Origin of the sequence: Streptomyces sp. NBC_01446 (assembly GCF_026340095.1) — a bacterium.
GTDB lineage: Bacteria > Actinomycetota > Actinomycetes > Streptomycetales > Streptomycetaceae > Streptomyces > Streptomyces aureus.
The window spans coordinates 334,382-354,606 of record NZ_JAPEPO010000001.1; the positions used below are offsets into that span (position 1 = coordinate 334,382).

At 72.4% G+C, this 20,225-nt stretch carries 14 protein-coding genes and 1 tRNA gene; 7 read left to right on the top strand and 8 right to left on the bottom strand.

Translation table 11 applies throughout. From position 1 onward, the window contains the following. Positions 1-8: 8 nt before the first annotated feature. On the bottom strand, positions 9-1,439 hold the full coding sequence (locus tag OG456_RS01535) for an FAD-dependent oxidoreductase (protein WP_266556441.1): 1,431 nt from the start codon (positions 1,437-1,439) through the stop codon (positions 9-11). After that, positions 1,436-2,908, bottom strand: coding sequence for an FGGY family carbohydrate kinase (locus OG456_RS01540; RefSeq protein WP_266556443.1), 1,473 nt, complete (start codon positions 2,906-2,908; stop codon positions 1,436-1,438). Before OG456_RS01540 ends, OG456_RS01535 begins: the two co-directional genes overlap by 4 nt. Before the next feature lie 79 nt (positions 2,909-2,987). On the opposite strand from OG456_RS01540, the gene OG456_RS01545 reads away from it, so the two are divergent. After that, a complete protein-coding gene (locus OG456_RS01545; protein WP_266556445.1) occupies positions 2,988-4,517 on the top strand; it encodes an amino acid permease in 1,530 nt (509 codons plus the stop codon). A gap of 85 nt (positions 4,518-4,602) precedes the next feature. On the opposite strand, the gene OG456_RS01550 is transcribed toward OG456_RS01545, so the two are convergent. Beyond that, positions 4,603-4,676, bottom strand: a tRNA-Pro gene (locus OG456_RS01550). A gap of 148 nt (positions 4,677-4,824) precedes the next feature. On the opposite strand from OG456_RS01550, the gene OG456_RS01555 reads away from it, so the two are divergent. Next, a complete protein-coding gene (locus OG456_RS01555; RefSeq protein ID WP_266556447.1) occupies positions 4,825-5,331 on the top strand; it encodes a DUF309 domain-containing protein in 507 nt (168 codons plus the stop codon). A gap of 210 nt (positions 5,332-5,541) precedes the next feature. Next, the gene (locus OG456_RS01560) at positions 5,542-7,614 is read left to right on the top strand and encodes an MDR family MFS transporter (RefSeq protein ID WP_266556449.1); all 2,073 of its coding nucleotides are present in this window, start codon (positions 5,542-5,544) and stop codon (positions 7,612-7,614) included. Between the two features lie 7 nt (positions 7,615-7,621). On the opposite strand, the gene OG456_RS01565 is transcribed toward OG456_RS01560, so the two are convergent. After that, a complete protein-coding gene (locus OG456_RS01565) occupies positions 7,622-8,377 on the bottom strand; it encodes a sulfite exporter TauE/SafE family protein (protein ID WP_266556451.1) in 756 nt (251 codons plus the stop codon). Between the two features lie 1,209 nt (positions 8,378-9,586). Here OG456_RS01565 and OG456_RS01570 point away from each other — a divergent pair. Beyond that, entirely contained in the window at positions 9,587-10,336 is a 750-nt protein-coding gene (locus OG456_RS01570) for a hypothetical protein (protein WP_266556453.1), read from the top strand. A 272-nt stretch (positions 10,337-10,608) separates the two neighbouring features. Here the strand turns inward: OG456_RS01570 and OG456_RS01575 are convergent, their stop codons facing one another. Then, the gene (locus OG456_RS01575; protein ID WP_266556455.1) at positions 10,609-11,796 is read right to left on the bottom strand and encodes an acetyl-CoA C-acyltransferase; all 1,188 of its coding nucleotides are present in this window, start codon (positions 11,794-11,796) and stop codon (positions 10,609-10,611) included. A gap of 100 nt (positions 11,797-11,896) precedes the next feature. Here OG456_RS01575 and OG456_RS01580 point away from each other — a divergent pair, with 100 nt between their 5' ends. Then, positions 11,897-12,538 (top strand): precorrin-8X methylmutase, encoded by a 642-nt coding sequence (locus OG456_RS01580; protein WP_266556457.1) that lies wholly within the window; start codon positions 11,897-11,899, stop codon positions 12,536-12,538. A gap of 63 nt (positions 12,539-12,601) precedes the next feature. Here the strand turns inward: OG456_RS01580 and OG456_RS01585 are convergent, their stop codons facing one another. Then, positions 12,602-13,363, bottom strand: a complete 762-nt coding sequence (locus OG456_RS01585; protein ID WP_266556459.1) for a cobalt-precorrin-6A reductase — start codon at positions 13,361-13,363, stop codon at positions 12,602-12,604. A gap of 17 nt (positions 13,364-13,380) precedes the next feature. Here OG456_RS01585 and OG456_RS01590 point away from each other — a divergent pair, with 17 nt between their 5' ends. Then, a complete protein-coding gene (locus tag OG456_RS01590) occupies positions 13,381-14,493 on the top strand; it encodes a cobalt-precorrin-5B (C(1))-methyltransferase (protein ID WP_266556461.1) in 1,113 nt (370 codons plus the stop codon). Between the two features lie 215 nt (positions 14,494-14,708). Here the strand turns inward: OG456_RS01590 and OG456_RS01595 are convergent, their stop codons facing one another. Both OG456_RS01595 and OG456_RS01600 read right to left on the bottom strand, forming a co-directional pair. Continuing rightward, positions 14,709-15,353: a response regulator transcription factor gene (locus tag OG456_RS01595; RefSeq protein ID WP_323136276.1), complete on the bottom strand. Its 645-nt coding sequence runs from the start codon at positions 15,351-15,353 to the stop codon at positions 14,709-14,711. Beyond that, positions 15,344-17,098 carry a histidine kinase gene (locus OG456_RS01600; protein WP_266556463.1) on the bottom strand — a complete coding sequence of 585 codons (1,755 nt, stop codon included), beginning with the start codon at positions 17,096-17,098 and terminating at the stop codon, positions 15,344-15,346. The genes OG456_RS01595 and OG456_RS01600 overlap by 10 nt, the downstream gene beginning before the upstream one ends. Before the next feature lie 159 nt (positions 17,099-17,257). Here OG456_RS01600 and OG456_RS01605 point away from each other — a divergent pair, with 159 nt between their 5' ends. Continuing rightward, positions 17,258-20,206, top strand: a complete 2,949-nt coding sequence (locus tag OG456_RS01605) for an NACHT domain-containing NTPase (protein WP_266556465.1) — start codon at positions 17,258-17,260, stop codon at positions 20,204-20,206. Positions 20,207-20,225: the final 19 nt, after the last annotated feature.

Below are 20,225 nucleotides of genomic sequence, written 5' to 3' on the forward strand. Positions count from 1 at the left end.
CGCGGCCCTCATTCGCCCCGCCCCTCATGAAGTGCCCGCACGGCCGCCCCGCAGTAGAACCCCTGACACCGTCCGCCCCGCGCCCGGGTCCTGCGGCGCAGGCCCTCCAGGGAAGCGGGCGGGATCGTGCTGATCAGGGCGTCCCTGATCTCGCCGCGGGTCACGCGCTCGCAGTGGCAGACGATGGTGCCGTACGCGGGGTCGGTCGCGATGAGGTCGGCGCGCTGGTAGGGGCGGGGGAAGGCCTCGCCCAGATTGGGCATGTGGACGGGGGCCGGCTCGACCGGCTCCTTGAGGTCGAGGCCGGGGTCCGCCTCGGCGATCAGCCCCGCGACGTACGCCGCGATCGCCATGGACGCGGTGAGGCCGGTCGAGCGGATGCCGCCCACGGTGACGTAGCGCCGTTCCTCGTGGCAGCGGATGCGGTAGTCGTCATGCTCGGTGGCGGCGCGCAGGCCCGCGTAGACGGCGGTGACCTCCTCGTCGACCAGGGCCGGCAGGATGCGGCGCCCCTTCGAGAGCAGCCCGTCGAGTCCGTCCGCCGTCGTGCCGGTGGCCGCCTTGTCGTCGAGGTCCTCGGCGGTCGGGCCGAGCAGAACGTTGCCGTAGACGGTCGGCGCCACGAGGACGCCCTTGCCGAGCGCGGTCGGCACCGGCAGCAGGATGTGCCGGACCAGGTCACGGGCGAGTTCGTCGAAGACGATGAGCTGGCCGCGGCGCGGGGTGACGGTGAAGTCGCCCCGCCCGAGGACGAGCCGGTCGAGCACGTCGGCGTTCAGCCCCGCGGCGTTGACGAGGAACCGCGCCCTGAGCGCGCCGCGCGACGTGGCCAGAAGGTGATCGCCGCCTTCCGGACTCACCGTCTCCACCCGAGTGTTGAGGTGCAGATCGACACCGGACCGCACCGCTTGGGTGGCGTACGCGAGCGTGGTGGTCCAGGGGCAGATGATGCTCTCGCCCGGGACGTCCAGGGCGCCGAGCGCGCCGGGGCCGAGGTGCGGTTCGCGGGCCCGGGTCTCGTCGGCGTCGATGATGCGCGCCGCGCCGTATCCGTTACGTCCGGCCTTCTCCAACAGGCCTGGCAGCGCGTCGAGTTGTGCGTCGTCCCAGGCGACGAGCAGGGCGCCGACGGGTTCGACGGGGATCCCGGACTCGGCCGCGTAGGCGGCGAGCAGTCGCTGCCCTTCCCCGACGAGACGGGATTCCAGGGAGCCGGGCACGGCGTCGAATCCGGTGTGCAGGATCGCCGTGTTGGCCTTGGAGGTGCCGTCGCCGACGTCGCCGGACGCCTCCACGAGAGCGATGCGCAGGTGTGGGTGGCGCGCCAGTTCGCGGGCGATGGCGGCACCGACGACGCCGGCGCCGACGACCGCGACGTCGTAGGGCCGGGACGACATCTGCCCTCTGGGGGACAGAGGCCCTTTGGTGGTGACGGTCATGGGGACCCCGTCGGCGCGCGGTCGAGGAGTGCGGCCACCGCCGAGCGGAACCCGGCGAGGCGTTCGGCGGCGTGCGCGGCGTCGATGCGCGGCTCGTACACGGCGGCGGGCCGCCCGCGCGGGATCGCGTCCCGCACGGTGAGCGCCGGATCGAGCCCGAGCCGGGCGGCGACGCCCACGCCGAGCGCGGTCGCGTCGGCCAACTGTGCCGCCTCCACGGGAAGTTGAAGAAGGTCCGCCTGTGTCTGCATCAGCAGGGCCGACCGGGTGAGGCCGCCGTCGACGCGGAGGGTGCGCAGCGGTTCGCCCAGGTCGGCGGCGACGGCGTCCGCGAGCGAGACGACCTGCGCGGCGATCCCCTCGCACAGGGCGCGGACGAGGTGGCCGGAGGTCGTGTCCAGGCCGAGGCCCGTCAGGGAGCCGCGCAGGTCGCCGCGCCACCACGGCGCCGCGAGACCGGCGAGGGCGGGCACGAAGGTGACGCCGCCCGTGTCGGGCACGGCCGATCCGACCGGGTCGATGTCCTCGGCCCCCGCGATCACCCCGAGGTCGGTGAGCCAGCGGACGGCGGAGGCGGCGGTGTAGACCTGCCCGTCGAGGCAGTAGCTGCTCCGCCCGGCCAGTCGCCAGGCGACGCAGCTGACCAGTCCCGAGCCGCCGCGGCGCGGGCGGTCGCCGGTCGGGGCGAGCAGGAACGCACCTGTTCCGTAGGTGCACTTGGCGGTTCCCCGCTCGGTCACGTCCTGGGCGAGCAGCGCGGCCTGCTGGTCCACGAGGAGCCCGGTGAGGGGAAGTTCGGGGCCGAACGCCTTCGTCGTGCCGACGAGCCCGGCGGCGTCGACGACGTCCGGCAGCCGCTCGCCGCCGAGGCCGAAGATGTCCAGGGCGCGCGGCGACCACGCGACGGTGTCCAGGTCGAGGAGCTGCGTGCGCCCCGCGGTGGCGGCGTCGGTGACGAACGCGCCGGTCAGGCGGTGGACGAGCCACGCGTCGCTGGTGGTGACGACGCCGTCCCGCGAGAGGTGACGCCGGATCCAGGCCATCTTCGGGGCGGCGAAGTAGGGGTCGAGCGGCAGCCCCGTCAGATCCCTCAACTCATCGGCGTACGTGGCGAGTTCCGCGCACAGCGCTTCCGCCCGCCGGTCCTGCCAGACGATCGCGTCCGTGAGCGGTCTGCCGGACGCGGGGTCCCAGGCGAGGACCGTCTCGCCCTGGTTGGCGAGGCCGACGGCGCCGACGGGCTCGCCCGCGGCGGCCAGCGCGCGGCGCCCCGCGTCGACGACGGAGGCGAGCAGCGCGGCCGGATCGACCTCGACGAGGCCGCCCGGGAGGTAGCACGGTCGTACGGGCGCGCCGCCCGAGCCGATCACGCCGCGGCGCGGGCAGATGACGAGGGCCTTCGTCCCCGATGTGCCCTGATCGATGGCGAGGACGCTCCCCTCGCACGGCCCGCCGGCATTCGTGATCACCGCGGAAGCCTGCTACAGCCTCCGCGAGAGCGTCAAGGGCGCCCCCTCCCTCCGCCCCCTCTCCCCACAAGAGGAGCTCATGTCCACACCGGAAATAGGCACCACCCCGCCGAGCACCGCCGAGTCCGCGCCGGCCGGGCAGCCACCGGACGAGGAGACCAGACTCAGGGAACTGGGCTACCAGCCGGTCCTGGCCCGCCGCATGGGCGGCTTCGGGAACTTCGCCATCAGCTTCTCCGTGATCTCCGTGCTGTCCGGCTGCATGACGCTCTACGGATTCGGCCTCAGCACGGGCGGTCCGGCCGTGATGATGTGGGGATGGGCGGGCGTCGGCCTCTTCGTCCTCCTCGTCGCCCTCGCGCTCGCCGAGGTCACCAGCGCGTATCCGACGTCCGGGGCCCTCTACTACATGGCCGACCGGCTCGGCGGCCGCCGCTGGGGCTGGTACACGGGCTGGCTCAACCTCCTGGGCCTGCTCGGCGCGATCGCCGGAATCGACTACGGCGCCGCCCTGTTCACCGGCGCGCTGCTCAACCTCCGGTTCGGCTTCGACCCGACACCGGGATCGACCTTCCTGATCTTCCTGGCCATCCTCGCCGTGCACGCCGTGCACGCCGCCCTGAACCTCTTCGACGTACGCCTGGTCAGCGTGCTCAACTCGATCAGCGTGTGGTGGCACCTGGCGGGCGTGGCCGTGATCGTGGGCACCCTCGCGATCGTGCCCGACCACCACCGCTCGCCGTCCTTCGTGTTCACCGAGTTCGTCAACGACACCGGCTGGCACAACCCGCTGTACGTCGCCGCGATCGGCCTGCTCCTCGCGCAGTACACGTTCTCCGGCTACGACGCGTCCGCGCATCTCTCGGAGGAGACGTCGAACGCCTCGGTATCCGCCGCGCGCGGCATCGTGCGCGCCGTGTGGGTCTCGTGGATCGCCGGGTTCGTGCTGCTCGCCGGGCTGACGTTCGCGATCCAGGACTACGCGGGCGCGCAGGACAGCGCCACCGGGGTGCCGCCCGCGCAGATCATGATCGACGCCCTCGGCACGTCCGGCGCCACGGCGCTGCTCCTGATCGTGATCGTGGCCCAGCTGTTCTGCGGCAACGCCGAGGTGGCGGCGACCAGCCGCATGGTGTTCGCGTTCAGCCGAGACAACGCGCTGCCGGGCTCGGCACTGTGGCGCAAGGTGAGCGCCCGCACCCGCACACCCGTGCCCGCAGTGTGGCTGTCGGTGGGCCTCGCTGCCGTGATCGCGCTGCCGTCCCTCTACTCCACGACGGCCTACGGAGCGGTGACGGCCATCAACGTCATCGGGATCACGCCCGCGTACGCCATCCCGATCCTGCTGCGCCTGAGGGCGGGCGGCCGCTTCACTCCCGGCCCCTGGAACCTGGGGCGCTGGAGCGGACCGGTCGGCTGGATCGCGGTGACGTGGGTGGCGTTCGTGACGATCCTGTTCTGCCTGCCGCAGGCGTCACCAGTGACGGTCGACTCGATGAACTACGCGTCGGCGGCCCTGGCCGTGGTGCTGATCCTGGCGACGGTGTGGTGGTACGCGGCGCGCGACAAGTACGGGACGCCGTCGGCGGAGGAAGACGCCCCGGGATAGGGGGAGTTGGGGGAGTCCCGGGAACGACCGAGGGGCCGTGTCAGATTTCTATCTGACACGGCCCCTGATCTGCGACTTCGAAAAGTCGGGACGACAGGATTTGAACCTGCGACCCCTTGACCCCCAGTCAAGTGCGCTACCAAGCTGCGCCACGTCCCGGTCGCGCCGCCCGGCGGGTGTTCCGCTTGGCGGCGCAGAAAGAACAATACCCCAAGCTCAGGGGTGGTCCGTAGCCGGTGCGAGAGGCCGCAGGGCGACGGCTGGACCGCGTCGGGACGGCCGGGCGCCGACGCGGGACAATCGAGGCATGAGTGACGTGAGCAGTGGCAGGTACCGCGACCGTGACGAAGAGGGGCGGGCCCGGAACGCGCGCCCCCGCGACGGGCTCGGCCGTCCGCTGCCGTACGGCGCGGAGGGGGTCGCACGGCAGCCGGAGGGGGTGGTGCGTGCTCCCGAGGAGACGGTCGCGGAGGCGCAGGCGCTGCTCGACGCGGGCCGGCCGTTCCACGCCCACGAGGTGTTCGAAGACGCGTGGAAGTCGGGTCCGGACGAGGAGCGCGGCCTGTGGCGCGCGCTGGCGCAGCTGGCGGTGGGCCTGACGCACGCGGCCCGTGGCAACACGGCGGGCGGCGCCCGCCTCCTGCGCCGCGGCGCAACGGGCCTCACGGCGTGGCGCGAGGCCTCGGACAGGCACGCACCGTACGGAATGGACGTGGCATCCCTGGAAACCTGGGCAACAACGCTGGCCGAGAAGGTGGAAAACCAGCCCCCCACCCTGGACGCAGCAACAAACGCCCCCCGCCTGCGCCCATAACTGCTCGCCCGGGCTCCCCACAAAGGGGCGCGGGGAACTGCGCGCCCGACCCCCACAACCCGCAGCGAAAAACCCGCCCCCGCACCCCCCGGACAGCGGGGCGCGGGGTGGCAGCCCCGCAAAACCCGGCCCAGCACAGATGCAGCGCTCGTCACCCATAAAGCTCCGCAGGACCGCGCGCGGCGGCGTTCACAGTGTGACGCTGGCCGGGTGACCACCACAACGGAGACCGTGCAGCCCCCGGCGCAGCCGCCCGTACTGGACCGGCGGCGCCGCAACGTTGTCTTCGTGACGATCATGCTGGGCATGCTGCTCGCCGCGCTCGACCAGACGATCGTCGGCACGGCGCTGCCCACGATCGTGTCGGATCTGGGCGGCGCCGCGCACATGTCGTGGGTCGTGACGGCGTACCTCCTCGCGGAGACCGTCGCCACGGTGCTGGTCGGCAAGTTCGGTGACCTGTTCGGGCGCAAGGTGCTCTTCCAGGTCTCGGCGATCGTCTTCATCACGGGTTCGTTCCTGTGCGGACTCGCCACGAACATGACGCTGCTCATCGCGTGGCGCGCGGTGCAGGGCATCGGCGCGGGCGGCCTGATGGTGACGGCGATGGCGCTGATCGCCGATGTCATCCCGCTGCGGGAACGGGGCAAGTACCAGGGTGCCATCGGAGCCGTCTTCGGGGTCGCGACCGTGATCGGTCCGCTGCTCGGCGGCCTGTTCACGGACCACCTCACCTGGCGCTGGGCGTTCTACGTCAACGTACCGATCGCGATCCTCGTCGTGATCGCCGCGGCCCGCACGATCCCCGTCGTGAAGTCGGCGGCCCGCCCCGTCATCGACTACCTCGGCATCGCGCTCGTCGCGGTCGGCGCGAGCGCGCTCATCCTGGCGACGAGCTGGGGCGGGAACGAGTACGCGTGGGGTTCGGGCACCATCATCGGGCTGTTCGCGGGGGGCCTCGTCGCGCTCGCCGGGTTCTGCTGGGTGGAGACCCGCGCCAGGGAACCCATGCTGCCGATGCGGCTGTTCGGCAACCCGGTGTTCACGGTGTGCTCCGTGCTCAGCTTCATCGTGGGTTTCGCGATGCTCGGCGCGCTGACGTTCCTGCCGACCTATCTCCAGTACGTCGACGGCGACTCGGCCACGGTCTCCGGCGTCCGCACCCTGCCGATGGTGATCGGTCTGCTCATCGCGTCCGTGTTCAGCGGCAACGTCGTCAGCAAGACCGGCCACTACCGCCTGTTCCCCATCGTGGGCTCCCTGGTCATGGCGGTGGGGCTGTACTTGCTGTCGCTGATGGACAGTTCGACGAGCGCCTGGCTCGCGTCGCTGTACATGTTCGTGCTCGGCGTCGGCATCGGCCTGTGCATGCAGGTCCTGACGATCGCCGTGCAGAACACCGTCGAGTACGCGGATCTGGGCACGGCCACCTCGGGCGTCACCTTCTTCCGTACGCTCGGCAGTTCCTTCGGTACGGCCGTGTTCGGCACCATCTACACCAACACGCTCAAGACGAACCTCGCCGACGGGGTCGCCGCCGCGGCGGCGACCGGGGCCGCGCGGCCCGCGGTGATCGCCAAGGCGGCGCAGAGTCCGGAGGGGGTGCACCGGCTGCCCGCCCCGGCGCGTCAGCCGATCGTGGAGGCGTACGCCGACACGCTGCACACCGTGTTCCTCTGGACGGTCCCGGTCGCGCTGCTCGGCTTCGTGGTGGCTCTGTTCCTGAAGCAGGTTCAGCTGCGGGACAGCGCGCGGTCGGGGTCGTCCGACATGGGCGAGGGCTTCGCGTCGCCGCAGGGCACGGACTCGGCGATCCTGCTCGAACGGGCCGTCGGCAACATCGTCAAGTCAGCGGACCTGGACACCGCCCGGCGCATCCTGGACGAGTCGGACACGCGGCTCGACACCGCGGGGGCGTGGGCCGTGATGCAGGTGGAGTTCTTCACGCGGATGGTGGGGCACGCGAGCCTCGGCATGATCGCGGCCAGCCGCCGGATGCCGCCCGAGGTGCTCGTGCCTGTCTTCGACCGCATGGTCGAGGAGGGCTATCTGACGCACGCCGGCTACTACTTCTCGCAGACGGCGGCGGGGCAGCGCGAGGCGGACGTGATCAGTCAGGCCTGGGGCGCGTGGATGAGCCGGCAGGTGGAGGCCGACCTCGGCAGGCCGCCGGGCAAGGACCTGCGGGCCGCCGTGGACGCGATCGCGAAGCGGCTGCTCGTCGAGGACCTGGAGCACGGCCTGCCGTCCCGCAGCCGGGACAAGGTCCTGTCCGCGTCGTGACGGTGCCTCAGCGCAGCAGGAGTTGCACCCCGCCGACCACGGTCGCCGCGATCACAAGCCGCTCGAACAGCCGCTGGTTGATGCGGTGCACGCAGGCCTTGCCGATGAACGCGCCGGGTACGACGAACAGGACGAGTGCCGCGTCGAGGAGCAGCGAGCGCCCGTTGATCAGGCCGAGGCCCACGCTGAACGGCACCTTGGCCGAATTGACGATGAGGAAGAACCACGCGGAGGTGCCCAGGAAGCCGAGCTTCCGGAAGCCTGCCGACAGCAGGTACATCGACATGACGGGCCCGCCGGCGTTGGCGACCATGGTGGTGAAGCCGCCCAGCACGCCGTAGGAGCGGGCCTTCGCGCGGCCGGCGCGGCTCGCGGTCTCCTCGACCTCCGGAGCGTCCTCCCGGCGTCTGCGCCACACCGTGACGGCGGCCATCAGGAGCAGGATCGCCCCGATCGACGTACGCACCATGGCGTCGTCGGCCCACACCATGAAGAGCGTGCCGAGCACCACTCCCGCGGCCACGGCCGGGAAGAGGCGCCACAGGGTGGGCCAGTGCGCGTGTCTGCGGTAGGTCAGTACGGCGAGGATGTCGCCGGCGATGAGGACGGGCAGCAGGATGCCGGTGGACTCACGGGCGGGCAGGACCGCCGCGAAGATGGCGAGGCTGACCGTGTTGGCGCCGCTGACTGCCGTTTTCGAGAATCCGACGAGCACGGCCGCAGCGGCGAGCGCGGCGAATTCCCAGAGGGTTATGGAGTACATACCGGGGACAGATGCTAGACCCATCTATCCGGCCGGCGGCAAGGGCGCCGCATGCTGGGACGGCGCCCCGGCGCGGCGGGGGTTGGGAACTGCATGCGCTGGGCTGCTTTCGAAGGTGTGTGAGTAACGCGGCGCCGAGGCCCAGCTGTGTGGTGCGGGGGATTTCCTCGAGGGGAGCACGGGTGTTCTTGGGTCGAATGGGTGACCTTTGCGGGCGGGGTTCGTTGATTGGAGTGTCGGGATCTTCGACACGGCGCTGAAGGGGTGACCAGGTGGGCGGGCGGCGGGAGTTGAAGGCGTCGTTCGTGGTGCCGGGCCCCTCGGGGGTGGCCATCCGGGACCGCCTACGGATCTCGGATCGGGATGCGGAGGTGCTGCGAGAGGTCGGCGTGTTCCTCGGTTCGCTGGCCGCAGGGGATCTCGCGATCCGTTCCCGGCAGGGACTGTCGCACGACGGAGCCGGGTGGGCGGCCCGCAAGCGGGAGATGACCGGGGGCTCATCCGCGCGGTGGGCGGGCAGCCTCACCAAGGCCACGCACGACCAGTGGGCGCTGGCAAGGCGCGGCCAGCTGGCGGAGATGGCATGGCTGCGGGGTCAGATCGGGCAGATCGAGGCACGCATGGCCCGGCCGCTGGGTGCGAAGTCGAGCAAGCATGAGGGTCTGGCGCGCGGATACGGGTCGCGATCCCAGTGGCACGCCAAGTCCCGTCGCCTGCACGCGCTCAAAGACCGGTTGGCCCGCGTGGAGGCGGACTGGGCGGCGGGCCGGGTGCACGTGGTACGCGGCGGCAAACGCCTCGCCCACCTGCGTCACCATCTGGACGAGGCCGGGCTGGACGAGCGCACCTGGCGGGAGCGGTGGCAGGCGGCGCGAATGTTCCTGGCCGCCGACGGCGAGTCCGGTAAACGCTTCGGCAACGAAACGATCCGCATCACCGACACCGGAGAGAGCTCGATCAGGCTCCCGGCCGCCCTCGCTCACCTGGCCAACGCCCCACACGGCCGCTACGTCCTGGATGCCACGGTGGCGTTCAAGCACCGGGGCCAGGAGTGGCTGGACCGCATCGCCGCGAACCGGGCTGTGGCCTACCGCCTCCACCACGACCAAGTGCGCGGGCGCTGGTATGTGACCGCGTCCTGGCAACGCGCCGCCGTTTCGGTCACAGTCGTAGCGGGCAGCCCTGGCACGGGGTGTGGTCGGGGTGGACATGAACGACGACCACCTTGCCGCCTGGCACCTCGACACCCACGGCAACCCGGTCGGCGAACCCCGGCGCTTCTTCTACGACCTGTCGGGCACAGCAGCGCACCGGGACGCCCAGATCCGGCACGCGCTGACCGGGCTGCTGCACCACGCCCGCCGCTGTGGGGCTGCCGCGATCGCCATCGAGGACCTGGACTTCACCGACGGCAAGTCCCGTGAGAAGCACGGCCGCAACAAGCGCTTCCGCCGTCTCATCTCCCGCTTTCCCACCGCGAAGCTGAAGGCCCGCCTAGTATCCATGGCCGCCGAGCTGGACATCGCCGTCGTCGCGGTGGATCCGGCCTACACCTCCCGGTGGGGCGCCCAGCATTGGCAACAGCCGCTGACCGCACCCACCCGCAAGGCCACCCGGCACGATGCGGCAAGCATCGCGATCGGGCGACGCGCCCTCGGGCATCCGATCCGGCGACGGACGGCACCGCCCCCTACCCACCAGAGCGATGGGTACGGGCATCGGACCGTCCAGGCCAGACCGGAGGCCCGACAGCGTGAGGAACCCCGCCCCCACCCGCCCGGACCACGCACCAGAGGCGTGCCGCCCGGCAGTGGCACGAAAGCGGGCGACCAGCGTGCCCAACACCGTTCGGAGCACGCGGCTGAGCAGCGGCCCTGGCCACAGGACACGCTCCCACTCAGCCTCCAGGAACGGTACTTGTGGCGGCCCAGGTGCTCCTTGGACGACCCCGCGATCTGACCGGCATCGGGCCTCGGCATCTTGAAGAACATGCCGTCGCGGGTGACGCCCGCGTTGTTGACGAGGATGTGCAGTCCGCCGAGTTCGTCGTCGACGCATGCGAGGGTGGCCTCGACGGCGTCCTGGTCGGTGGCGTCGCAGCCGTACGACGCCTGCCCGCCCTTGGAGCGTCGACGGTGGCCTCGGCACGCTCTGCCGTGAGGTCCACGACGGCCACGCGGCCGGTGAACCTGCTGCTCATCTTCTTCACGTTCCTTACGTTGTGCGGGGGTTCAGGCGCGCTCGACGAGGACGGCGGAGCCCTGGCCGACGCCGACGCACATGGTGGCGAGGCCGCGCGAGCCGCCGGTGCGGCGCATGCGGTGGAGCAGGGTCGTGAGGATGCGGGCGCCGGAGCAGCCGAGCGGGTGGCCGAGCGCGATGGCGCCGCCCGTCGGGTTCACCAGTTCCGGGTCGATGCCGAGCGCGTCGACGCAGGCGAGGGCCTGGGCGGCGAACGCCTCGTTGAACTCCGCCTCCTGGACGTCGCCGATGGACCAGCCGACGCGGGCGAGCGCCTTCTGCGTGGCGGGGACGGGGCCGATGCCCATGACGTCCGGGTGCACACCGGCCGAGGCTCCGGCGACGTACCGGCCGAGGGATTCGAGGCCGAGGTCGTGCAGGGCGTCCTCGCTGACCAGGAGCAGGCCCGCGGCGCCGTCGTTCATGGGTGAGGCGTTGCCCGCGGTGACGGTGCCGCCCTTGCGGAAGACCGGCTTGAGGGTGCCCAGCTTCTCCAGGGAGGTGTCGGGGCGGATGCACTCGTCCTGCTCGACGACGACGCCGTCCGGGCGCGTGACGGGGAGGATCTCGGCGTCGAAGAGGCCGTTCTTGCGGGCCTCGGCGGCGTTGTGGTGGCTGCGCAGCGCGAAGGCGTCCTGGCGCTCGCGCGGCACGTCGTAGCGGTCGGCGACCTCCTCGGCGGTCTCCCCCATGGCGAGGACGCCGTGCAGCTCCTTCATCTTGGGGTTGACCAGTCGCCAGCCCAGGCGTGTGTCGTACGTCTCCATCTTGTGCGGGAGCGCCTCGTCGGGGCGCTGGAGCACGAAGGGGGCGCGGCTCATCGACTCGGAGCCTCCCGCGAGGACGACATCGGCCTCGCCGGAGGCGATGGTGCGGGCGGCGGTGGTGACGGCTTCGAGCCCGGAGGCGCACAGGCGGTTCACGGTCGCGCCGGGTACGGACTCGGGCAGGCCCGCGAGGAGGGCGGCCATGCGCGCGATGTTTCGGTTGTCCTCGCCGGCCTGGTTCGCGGCGCCCCAGTAGACGTCGTCGATCCGGGCCGGGTCGAGTTCCGGCACACCGGCGAGCAGACCGCGGATGACACCGGCCGCAAGGTCGTCCGGGCGCACGGTGGACAGGGACCCGCGCAGCTTTCCGATCGAGGTGCGGCGGGCGGCGGCGAAGTGGACGGGACGCACGTGCGGCTCCTGAGGGAAGTTAATTAGCACTGCTAGTTTTGGACTATAGACCCGGGCCCCGCACCCTGTGAAGTGCGCACCGCTGGATAGGCTCCCCGCCGTGAGCACTGCGTTCGAGTACGAGAAGTCCGGGGCGGAGATCTACCGCCGGTCCTTCGCCACGATCCGCGCCGAGGCCGATCTGGGCGGGCTGCCCGCCGAGGTGGCCCAGGTCGCGGTCCGGATGATCCACGCGTGCGGGATGGTCGACCTGGCGGGCGACCTCGCGTACTCGCCGGACGTCGCGGTCCGCGCCCGCGAGGCGCTGCGCGCGGGCGCGCCCGTCCTGTGCGACGTGTCCATGGTCGCCAGCGGGATCACCCGGAAGCGGCTGCCCGCGGACAACGACGTGGTGTGCACGCTGTCCGACCCGTCGGTTCCCGCGCTGGCCGAACGGCTCGGCACGACGCGCTCCGCCGCGGCGCTGGAGCTGTGGCGGGAGCGGATGCGTGGGGCCGTCGTCGCTGTGGGCAACGCGCCCACGGCGCTCTTCCGGCTCCTGGAACTGGTGCGGGAGGGCGCGGAGCCGCCCGCCGCGGTGATCGGGGTTCCGGTCGGGTTCGTGGGCGCGGTCGAGTCGAAGGACGCGCTGGTGGAGCACGCGGGGGAACTGGGGCTGGAGTACCTGGTGGTGCGGGGGCGGCGGGGTGGCAGTGCAATGGCCGCCGCGGCGGTCAACGCGGTTGCCTGTGCCGTGGAATAAGTCCGGGCGCACATCCCGGGGGCGGCGCCCCCGGGCCCCCGCCGTCGCCGTTCGGGCTCGTCCTCAAACGCCGGACAGGCTTGCTGTGCCCAGGTTCCCCGCCCACTCCACGGCCTCCGCCACCGATCCCACCACTGGCACTCCCGCCGGCACCTGCGGCCGTCGTACCACCAGGACCGGGATCCGCGCCTCTCGCGCCGCGACGAGCTTCGGCGCCGTCGCCTCTCCCCCGCTGTCCTTCGTCACCAGTACGTCGATGTGGCGAGTCCGGAGCAACTCCCGTTCGCCTTCCGGCGTGAAGGGACCCCGGTCCAGCAGGACCTCCGAGTGAAGGGGCAGAGGCGGCTCGGGGGCGTCCACCGAGCGGATCAGGAAATGGACGTCGTCAATGGACGCGAAAGGCGGGAGGCCAAGGCGGCCCACCGTCAGAAACGCCCGGGTGCCCAGGGACGGCAGTGCCGTCGCCGCCTCCTCCAGGGAGTTCACGTGGTGCCAGTCGTCGCCCGGTGCGGGGACCCACCCGGGGCGCCGCAGTGCCAGCAGGGGAACATGGGCGGTGGCCGCGGCCTGTGCCGCGTGGAAACTGATCGTCCCGGCGAAAGGATGGGTGGCGTCGATGAGCGCGTCCACCTGGAGCTCGCGCAGCGCGCGGGCCAGGCCATCGGCTCCCCCGAAACCGCCGGTCCGCACCTCGCCCTCGGGCAGCACGGGCCGGGCCACGCGGCCGGCCAGCGAGCTCGTCACGCGCCACCCGGAGTGGCCGGCGGTCAGGGCCTGCGCGAGGCGCCGGGCCTCGGTCGTGCCGCCGAGGATCAGTACGTGCACGGGTGCGGGGTCCCTTCATGAGTGACGCGGGCGGCGCCAAGGGCGGACGCGGGGCCCAACTCAAGCACACCGGTCTGCGGCCCGGCTGGACGACCGGTGCCTGCGCGACAGGGGCGACCACGGCCGCGTACACCGCGCTCCTGACCGGGGACTTCCCCGACCCGGTGGCGATCACGCTGCCGAAGGGGCAGACGCCCGCGTTCGCGCTGGCGGCCGAGGAGCTGGCCGGCGAGCACGCCATGGCGGGCATCGTGAAGGACGCGGGCGACGACCCGGACGTCACGCACGGTGCGCTGGTGCGGGCCTCGGTGCGGCTGCTGCCCGCCGGGTCCGGCGTCGTGTTCCGGGCCGGGCCGGGCGTCGGCACGGTGACCCGTCCGGGGCTGCCCCTCGCCGTCGGGGAACCCGCGATCAACCCCGTGCCGCGGCAGATGATGCGGGACCACGTCGCGGCCGTCGCCGAGCGCCACGGCGGGAGCGGTGACGTCGAGATCACCGTGTCCGTCGACCATGGTGAGGAGATCGCCCGGTCGACCTGGAATCCGCGGCTCGGGATCCTCGGCGGGCTGTCCATACTGGGGACGACGGGCATCGTGGTGCCGTACTCCTGCTCCGCGTGGATCGACTCGATCCGGCGGGGCGTGGACGTGGCGCGGGCCGCCGGGCGCACGCATGTGGCGGGCTGCACCGGGTCGACGTCCGAGAAGACCGTCGTCGCCGAGTACGGGCTGCCCGAGGACGCGCTCCTCGACATGGGTGACTTCGCGGGCGCGGTCCTCAAGTACGTGCGGCGTCATCCCGTCGACCGGCTGACGATCTGCGGCGGGTTCGCCAAGCTGTCGAAGCTCGCGGCCGGGCACCTGGATCTGCACTCGGCGCGCTCGCAGGTCGACAAGTCGTTCCTGGCCGGCCTCGCGGCTGAAGCGAGCGCGGGCGCCGAGGTCGCGGCGGCGGTGGCGGACGCCAACACGGGCCTCGCGGCACTCCAGTTGTGGCCGCCGCTCGGCGACCTGGTCGCGGCGACCGCCCGCGACGAGGCGTTGCGCGTGTTGCGGGGCGCACCCGTTCAGGTCGATGTACTCTGCATCGACCGAGCGGGTGCGGTGGTCGGGCGCTGCGCACCCCGCTGAACACTGACTTCGGCCCCCGTGGCCCGGTTCCGGTAGCAACTACTCCGGATCTCAGGGCTGGCCCTGATGTCCCGGGCGCGCGGCCTGCCTAGAGTTGAGTTCACCGGCACCGCTCCGCAGTCGACGTACGGGGGAGCCACGGGGGCAAATCGGGGGATGACGTCGCCTTCGGAGCGGCCAGCCGGGACCACTTCACCCCGCCCGCACGGGCGGGGTCAGGCGCGCAGGTAGGTGAGCACCGCGCGCACGCGCCGGTGTTCGAGCAGGTCCTGCTCCAGACGCAGCTTGCCGAAGATGTTCCGTACGTGCGTCTCCACCGTTTTGCCGCCGATGACGAGACGCTGGGCTATCGCCTCGTTCGAGTGGCCCTCGGCCATCAGCGCCAGCACGTCCCGCTCTCTGCCGGTGAGTTCGTCGAGGGGGCTCCTGGGGCGGGGGGTGTTCATGAGTTTGGCCACGACGAGCGGGTCGAGGACCGTCTCGCCGGACGCCACGCGCTTGAGCGCCCCGCCGAGTTCGTCGATGTCGGCGACGCGCTCCTTGAGGAGATAGCCGAAGCCCTCGGGCTGTTCCGCCAACGCCCTGACGGTGTCGGTCGTCTCGACGTACTGGGACAGCAGCAGCACACCCGTGCCGGGGTGCGCCGCGCGGATCGCGGCCGCCGCGACCAGACCCTCGTCGGTGTGCGTCGGCGGCATGCGGATGTCGAGGAGCACGGCGTCCGGACGGTGCTCGGCGACGAGAGCGAGGAGCGGCACCGTGTCGGAGCACTCCGCGGACACCTCGAAACCCTCGTCCGACAGCAGTCGTACGATCCCCTGCCGCAGCAGCGCCGAGTCCTCGGCAACGATCACCCGCACGGAAGCTCCGCCCTGATTCTGGTCCCGCCACCGGCGGGACTGTGTACATGCAACACTCCGTCGACGGCGGCGAGTCGGTCCGCGAGGCCGCGCAGGCCACTGCCGCGCATGCTGTCCGCTCCTCCGACTCCGTCGTCGACGGTCTCGATGACGAGCCGCCCGTCCTGGTGCGTCGCGGAGACACTGACGGCGCGGGCACCGGCGTGTTTGGCCGCGTTCGACAAGGCCTCGCACACCGTGAAGTAGGCGGTCGACTCGACGACCGCGTCGTAGCGCCGGGGTTCGGCCGCGACGACGACCGGCAGGGCCGCCTCCCTGGCCAGCGCGGTCAGCGCGGGTCCGAGGCCCTCGCGCGTGAGGACCGCCGGGTGCAGACCGTGGGCGAGGCCGCGCAACTCCTCGATGGCGAGCCTGAGACTGGACTCCGCCTCGGTCACGGACTCGCGCAGGGCGGCGTCGGGATGGTCGGCGAGGCCGCGCTCGACACGTCGCAGGGCCATCAGGGCGAAGACCAGCCTGGCCTGCGCCCCGTCGTGCAGATCCCGCTCCAGGCGCTTGCGTTCGGAGTCGGCCGCCTCCACGATCCGCGTGCTCACGTCCCTGGCGCGGGAGCGCAGCCAGACGTTCTCGAGGGCGAGGCGCAGCGCGGCGGCGACGGACGCGAGGAGTTCCGGGTCGTCCATGAGGGCGGGGTCGTGGTGCAGCAGCGCGAGCGGCCGGCCGTCCGCCGCTCCGACGGGGGTGCGGCCGGTGCCGTCCGCCGTCACCTCGCGCCCCGAGCCGTCGACGTAGGCGTGCCGCTCCTCGCGCCACAGGCCGAGCCGCAGCGTCGGGTCGCCCAGGACGCGGGCCAGCGCCTCGCGCAGGCGGGCCGGGTCGGGGTCGGTGCCGACCTCGATGACGAGGCCGCTGACCTCGGCGCGCTGGAGGTGCATGCGCAGCAGTCCGGCGAGGAACGCGAACGGCACGGCGACCTGCGCGAGGTCGGACAGCAGATAGACGGCCTGTTCAACGGTGTCGCCGGCGTCGCCGAACCACGGCACGACGTAGAAGAGCATGTCCCACATCAGGAACACGACGGCGACGCCGATGCCGATCCACGCCGGGAGCAGCGCCTGCCTGCGGGCGGCGGACGCGTGCCGCCAGCGCTGCACGATGGCGACCGCGGCGCCGGCGGAGATGACCCAGCCGAGCGCGTGGTACACGGTGTCGACGGGGCCGAAGAGGTCGTGGGTGCCGGGAATGAACACGGCGTTCGGGCCGCAGCCGGCGCAGTCCAGGTAGGTGGCGCCGGTGGCCTGTCCCGGGTCGAACAGGAGCGTGCGCAGCAGGCCGCCGACCGCGACGAGACCGTAGGCGAACTGGACCAGACGCCGGGTCAGGACCGTGGTGAGGCGGCCCTCGGGGAAGCAGAGGATGAGGTGCAGGAGGATCGCCATGTTCAGCGCCTCCCACCAGGCGCCGAACGCGAACAGGGCGGGTACGGAGGTGCCTTGGAGGTTTCCGAGGAACCAGGTGACGCCCTCGGCGATCATCAGGGGGCCGGTCCGGTTGGCGGGCCTGCGCCGCCAGGCGATGAGCCCCGCGGCCGCGTACGCCCAGCCCACGGCGAGGTCCCGCACCACGTCGCCCGCGGACCCACCGGCCCGCAGGTACGCCCACGAGCCCGCCACTCCCGATACGGCGGCCAGCGCCGCGGCCCCGGTCAGGCGCAGCCGAACCGCACGCTTCCCCTGACTGTCCACGGCCCACACGGTAAGCCATTCGGGGGAACGGCGCGCACTCGGTGTCGCTCAGCTTACGCACCGTGGTCGATGGACCCCGACCTCGTGTCCTGGCAGAGTGGCCGCCGTCCGCACATGATCCATGGGGGGGTTCGGGTGGGTTCGCGCAGACTGCTGTCGTTGTCCGACGCGTTGGTGCTGCTCGGCGCGGATCCGCCGCGCCTCGTGGCGCTCGACCGGTCGCTCGGCGGGGTGCTGGCCGTGGCGACGGGCGGCGTGAGCGACGGACTCCTGCGTATCGCGGACGCGCGGGGCCGGATCCTGGGGCTCGGCCGTGACGCGGTGCGCGGGGTCGGGGCGCGGCTCGGGGCGGCGGACGGGCGGGTCGAGCGGGGCGAGTTGCTGCGGGCCGCACACACGGTCGTCGTGGTCCTCGGCTGGTTCGAGGCGCTCGCGGAGCAGGACCTTCCGTTCTCCCTCGACGCGGTGCGCATGACCCGTGGCGACCAGTTGTCGCTGGTCGGGGCCGGGGAGGCGGACGCCGGTTTCGCGCGGGCCCTCGCCGCGGTGGACGCGCCGTTCCCGGCACCGCACCTCGCGCCGGAGGACGTGGGGCGGGAACTCCACGGCTGGTACACGGCTCTGTCCGGGCGCTTCCTGCGGTTCGTGGCGGGCCTCGCGGTGTGGGACACGCTCACGCCGACGGGGCGCGACGCGGCGGAGCGGGCCCTGACGGGTGGGCTGCCGGGTGCGGCGTGCGTCCACTACGACAGCCTGTACGCCCAACTCGCCCAACAGGCACCCGAGTTCGGGTTCTGGGCCACGCTGACCGAACACCGGGCGACACGGGCCGGTGTACAGCGGGCCCTCGCGGGGATCGAGGCACTGCTGGCCGGTACGGCGTCGCACGCGCGGCCGCCCGTGGATGTCGCGGCCGCCCTGGCCCGCTCCCACGAGGCGGCACTCTCCCGTCCGGTCCTGGACGCGGCGTCGGCGCCCGACGGCATCCGCGTACCGGCCCTGGAGGAGATGTATCTGGACCCGGACTTCCGGGTGCGGCCGGTGGCCGGGCAGCACGGGCCGGCGGACGAGACGTGGTGGGAGCGGGCCCCGGTGCGCGAGGACCTGACCCGGTACCTCGCCGGGGCGCTGACCTCGGCGGGGCAGGAGCGGACTCCGCTGCTGGTGCTCGGGCAGCCCGGCGCGGGCAAGTCCGTCCTGACCCGGGTGCTCGCGGCGCGGCTCCCCGCGGCCGGATTCCTGCCGGTGCGGGTGCCGCTGCGCGACGTACGCGCCGAGGACGATCTCCAGGAGCAGATCGAGCAGGCGGTGCGGGCCGCGACCGGCGAGCGCGTCACGTGGCCCGATCTGGTCCGCTCGGCCGGCGGCGCAGTCCCGGTGCTCCTGCTCGACGGGTTCGACGAGTTGCTGCAGACGACCGGCGTGCACCACAACGACTTCCTGGTCCGGGTGGCCCGCTTCCAGGAACGCGAGGCGGAACAGGGCCGTCCGTTGCTGGCCCTGGTGACCAGCCGCACGTCCGTCGCCGACCGCGCGCGCTACCCCGACGGCATGGTGGCGCTGCGCCTCGAACCGTTCCGGGCCGCGCAGATCCAGCAGTGGCTCGCGGTGTGGAACGACGCCAACGCGGCCGGGTTCACGGCAAGGGGCCTGCGCCCGCTGTCGTGGGAGGTGGTGTCGCGGCACGCGGCGCTCGCGGCGCAGCCGCTGCTCCTGACGATGCTGGCCCTGTACGACGTGGCGGGCAACGGCCTGCAGAGCGACGGCGGGGAACCGCTGGACGAGGCCGATCTCTACGAGGAGCTCCTGTTCTCCTTCGCGCGCCGTGAAGTCGGCAAGACGAGCGGGGACATGGCGTCCGACAACCTCCTGCGCGAGCGCGCCGAGTTGGAGATGCAACGCCTGTCCCTGGTCGCGTTCGCCCTGCTCAACCGGCGCCGTCAGTGGGTCTCGGCGGCCGAGCTCGACGAGGACCTGGCCGCGCTCCTGGGCCGCTCGTCCGCCGGGGCGTCCGGTTTCCGCACGCCGCTCGGCGCCGCCGAGGTCGCGCTCGGCAGGTTCTACTTCGTGCAGCGCGCCCAGTCGGTGCGCGACGGCCACGTCCTCGCGACGTACGAGTTCCTGCACGCCACGTTCGGCGAGTATCTGGCGGTGCGGCTCGCGCTGCACGTGCTGAGCGCGCTCGTGCAGAACCGGCCCGCCCTCGCCCTCGGCGACCAGCGCGTGGACGACGACCTGGCGTACGCGCTCCTCTCGTACGCGCCCCTGTCCGGGCGTCAGATGCTGCGGTTCGCCCGTGCGATGGCGGCGCGGATGGAGCCGGCCGAGCGGGACAGGCTCAGCCGAGTCCTGATCCGCGTACTCGACCAGCACGAGACCCGCACCGGTGACCAGCACCCCGCCTACCGGCCCTCGACGCTGAGGGTCGCGTCGCGGCACGGCCTCTACGGCGCCAATCTCGTCCTGGTCATCCTGCTGCTGACGGGCGGCACCACGGCCGCCGAGCTGTTCCCCGGCTCGGCGGACCCGGTCACCGCCTGGCACCGGCACGTCCTGCTGTGGCGTTCGGCGTTCAACGAGGAGCAGTGGACGGACTTCGCCCTGTCGATGACCCTGGACCGGTCCTGGGACGCCGACGGCCGCCGCACGCTCGTCGTCGCGCCGCGGTACGGCGCGCCCGCGCCGCCGGAAGCGGTCGACGCGAACTGGCTCTACCGCTACCCCCGAGGTCACGGCGGGCCCGGCTGGTCCCGGCCCTACTGGGACGAGATCTGGCACAAGATGGAGGTGTCCGGCGGGACGAACGACTCGCTCGTGCGGCACGTCATGGACCCGGTGTTCGCTTGGCTGGGCCCTTCCGTGACCACGTTCGTGGCCACGGAAGGGGAGCCGGCCACCTCGCTCGCGCACGACCTGCTGCACCTCCTGCTCAGCGGCGGCGCGGAACTGACCGACGCCGAGCTGGAGTTGACGTACCGCCGGGTGCTGCGCGGCATCCAGGCCCTGCCGGGCAGCCACGTCCAACGCGTCACGGCGCTGCTCGCCACCGCCGCGGAGCGGGACGACGCGCGGCTGCCAGCGGACCTGCGGCGCGAGATCTACCACTGATCTTGCACAGTGCTCCCCC